We start from the raw sequence: 382 nt of genomic DNA, 5'->3' as shown, positions 1-382 counted from the left end.
AGACAGGGTCTCTGGCCCGCTCTCCGTCGCCAGCCAATTGCGCAGCTCAGGGCTGGTACGCCTAGCGATCTCGGCCACCCCATCGGTGTTTCTACGCAGATCTGCAAGCGCGAGCGCCCGGAATTCCTTCGGCTGGCGCAACTCGTTCAAAACCTGTGTCATCACGGTGATGCGGTTACTCCAGCCTTTCCCGTGTCGCTTAAACGTCGGATTACCCTTGAATAGATCAATGACCACTGAGGAGGGCATACGCTCCAGCGCGGCCATGGCCTTACTCTTGCGTCGCTGGGCCTGGCTTGACGATTTCTCCTTCTCGGCGGGTTTGAAATCGACATAGGCCGCCGTCATGATCTCGGCGACTTCAGCCTTCGAAAGTGCCAAT

At 58.4% G+C, this 382-nt stretch carries 1 protein-coding gene; it reads right to left on the bottom strand.

All coding sequences use genetic code 11. The annotated features are described in order from the left end of the window. Nucleotides 1-382: hypothetical protein (locus Q1A75_RS24115; protein WP_299593647.1), on the bottom strand; the 382-nt coding region annotated here is incomplete at both ends.

It is taken from the genome of uncultured Tateyamaria sp., from assembly GCF_947504105.1.
GTDB lineage: Bacteria > Pseudomonadota > Alphaproteobacteria > Rhodobacterales > Rhodobacteraceae > Tateyamaria.
The sequence above is the reverse complement of the archived record's forward strand: the minus strand, read 5'-3'. Positions and strand labels throughout refer to the sequence as shown.